Here is a 3,012-nt window from a genome sequence, read left to right on the forward strand (position 1 = left end):
GGGATGTCCTAAGCCGAACCTGTGGTGACTGCCGCCTGCTTTCTTGATGCAGGCGGGCCATGGGGGCGGCAGGCTCCCGGCCTTCCCTGCGCCCTCTCGATCTTCGAAAGGGACGAACTGATCGCATCACTCGGGCACGACATGCCGCGAGAAGACGAAGGCATGTCCGAGCGTTATTGGACGAACGATGGAGATGATCAACGTGCAAGGTCAGGTGCGAACCGCAGGCACGTCGGAAAAGTTGTTTCTGGCGATGGCCCTTGCAACCGGCCCGTCGACAACGCAAGCTTGCACATGCTGATCAAACATTGTCGTCACGCGAACTAATTGTGCCTCATGCCTCTTTCCGCTGTCCATGTCGAGAACTATCGCTCGGTGCGCAATCTGTGGCTGCCGGTCGAGCAGCTGACGATCTTTGTCGGCGCCAACGGTGTCGGCAAGACCAACCTCTACAAGGCGCTGGCGCTGTTGCGCGGTGCCGCTGACGGCAGCATCACGCGGGCGATCGCGGAGGAGGGCGGCCTCGAGTCCGTGTTCTGGGCCGGTCGGCGCCGGGAAGGCAAGCCAGTGCGGCTGGTGCTCAAGGCCCAGTTCGACGAGCTCGAATATGGCATCGAGGTCGGGTTGCCGCATTCCTATGAGATCGAGCTGGGCCTGCCGCAGCCGACCGAGGCCGCGTTCGGGCTGGAGCCGCTGATCAAGACCGAGCGCGTCGTCGTCCGCCAGGGCCGCCGCGACGTCGTCATGATGGAGCGCAAGGGGCCGCTGGTGATGCTCCGCAACGACAATGGCGCACGCGAGACGCACAAATCCGCGGTTCTTGCCTCGGAGACCGCGCTCGCCGCGTTCCGCGACGCCGCCCGCTATCCGGAGCTCGAGGCGATCAGGCGCGAGATGCTGGAATGGCGGCTCTATCATGATTTCCGCACCGATGCCGCGTCGCCGATCCGCCAGCCGTGCCACGCTATCACCACGCCGACGCTGTCCGCCGACGGACGTGACCTCGCCGCCGTGCTGGCGACCTTGTCCGTCATTCGCGAGGACACGACCGATCTCGATGCCGCCGTCGACGACGCCTTCCCCGGCGCCCGGCTGCATGCTGGAGCCGAAGGCAGCTGGTGCCAGTTCAGCCTGAGCTTCCCGGACATGCCGCGGTCCTTCCTGGCCCATGAGCTGTCGGATGGGACGCTGAAATATCTCTGCCTGCTCGGTGCGTTGATGGGCTATCGGCTGCCGCCGTTGATTGCGCTGAACGAGCCGGAGGCGAGCCTGCATCCGTCGCTGCTGGCGCCGCTGGCTCGCCTGATCGCGCGGGCGGCGGGGCGCGCGCGCATCTGGATCGTGACGCATTCGGAGGAGCTGACGGCGCATTTGCAGGAGGAGACCGGCAAGCGGGCCCGCCGCGTCGTCAAATCCAGCGGCGCCACGGGCATCGAGGGCCTGAAGCTTTCGGGCGAATATGCCGAGGAAGAGGACGACGACGACGAATGAGCGTCCCGCGTTCACCCCGGCTGGTCTGCGGCCTCTTTCGATGCAGCCGAACGGGCGAACGACGGGAAGTAGGTGGCCCGTTGCTCCTCCGCGGCGCGCCAGGTGCGGCGGATGTGCAGCAGGTCCTTGCGGGCGACGAGCCCGACCAGGCGCATCGTGCCGGGCTCGACGATCGGCACCCGGCCCACGCTCTCAATCGCCATGCGATCGGCGAGATGGGACACGGTTTCGTCGGGATATCCAACGATCACGGCGTCATCCGACAGGCGCTCGGCAAGCGTGATGTCGCCGCTCGGCGCCTCCGTGCGCCAGCGCAGGATATCGGCCCGGCTGACCATGCCGGCGATCCGGCCGTCCTCGCTGCGGATCGGATAGGATTTGTGGCGCGGCTCGTCAGTCGAGAAGAAGTCGATCGCCTCCTCCAGGCGCATCTGGTCCGGCAGCGTATCGACCTCGCGTACCATGACGTCGCCGACGCGCAGCAGTTCGAACGGGTCGACGCCGTATTCGCGCACGATGTGCTGGCCGCGTCGCGCGATCTTCTCGGTCAGGATCGACCGCTTGAGCATCAGTACGGTGACGGCGTAGGTCGTGCCGGTCGCGATCAGCAGCGGCACCAGCAGGGAGAGATCGCCGGTCAGTTCCACCGCGAACAGCACGCCGGTCAGCGGCGATCGCATGGTGCCGCCCATCATCGCCGCCATGCCGATCAGCGCCCACGCGCCGGCATCGCCGGGCAGATATTGCCCTTCCAGCCAGCCCAGGCAGCCGCCGAAGATGAGCAGCGGCGCCAGCACGCCGCCGGAGGTGCCAGACGCCAGCGCAATGATCCAGATCGTCGACTTGACGACGAGAATGAGCGCGACCTCCTTCGCCGTCATATGGTTCGCGAGCAGGTCGCCGATCACGTCATAGCCGACCGCGAGCGCCCGGGGCTCGATGAGGCCGCCGAGGCCGACGGCAAGCCCGCCGAGTGCGGGCCACCACATCCAGTGGATCGGCAGGGCGCCGAACAGGTCTTCGGCCTTGTAGAGCAATCCGGTCAGCAACCCCGATTGCAGCCCGGCGACGAGGCCGACACCGACACAGATCAGCGGCGTCCAGCCAGAAAGATTCAGCGTGGCGTAAAACGGGAACAGTGGTCCGGAGCCGAGCACGAACGGCCGCAACACGGCCGCGAGCGCACAGGCCGTGAGCACGGGGATCAGGCTGCGCGGTTTCCATTCGAACAGCAGCAGTTCGACGGCCAGCAGCACCGCTGCGATGGGCGTGCCGAAAATCGCGGTCATGCCGGCGGTCGCACCGGCCACCAGCAAAGTCTTGCGTTCGGCGGCGCTCAGGCTGAAGCACTGTGCAAACAGCGAGCCGATCGCGCCGCCGGTCATGATGATCGGGCCTTCGGCGCCGAACGGTCCGCCCGAGCCGATCGAGATCGCGGACGAGAGCGGTTTCAGGACGGCGACCTTCGGCGACATGCGGCTTTCGCCGATCAGGAGTCGCTTCGTATCGCCGTCGGGAAGT

The 3,012-nt window shown here is 66.5% G+C and carries 2 protein-coding genes; one reads left to right on the top strand and one right to left on the bottom strand.

Translation table 11 applies throughout. The features are described from left to right. Positions 1–336: 336 nt before the first annotated feature. A complete protein-coding gene (locus tag BRAS3843_RS26775) occupies positions 337–1,491 on the top strand; it encodes an AAA family ATPase (protein WP_008972247.1) in 1,155 nt (384 codons plus the stop codon). 11 nt (positions 1,492–1,502) lie between these two features. Here BRAS3843_RS26775 and BRAS3843_RS26780 read toward each other — a convergent pair. Beyond that, positions 1,503–3,012: chloride channel protein (locus BRAS3843_RS26780; protein ID WP_035982876.1), on the bottom strand; the 1,510-nt coding region annotated here is incomplete at its 5' end.

Source organism: Bradyrhizobium sp. STM 3843, assembly GCF_000239815.1.
In the GTDB taxonomy this organism is placed as follows: domain Bacteria; phylum Pseudomonadota; class Alphaproteobacteria; order Rhizobiales; family Xanthobacteraceae; genus Bradyrhizobium.

Bases quoted from the DNA above. Each gene is read 5' to 3' on its own strand.
- BRAS3843_RS26775 (WP_008972247.1), top strand. From the start codon at position 337: ATGCCTCTTTCCGCTGTCCATGTCGAGAACTATCGCTCGGTGCGCAAT.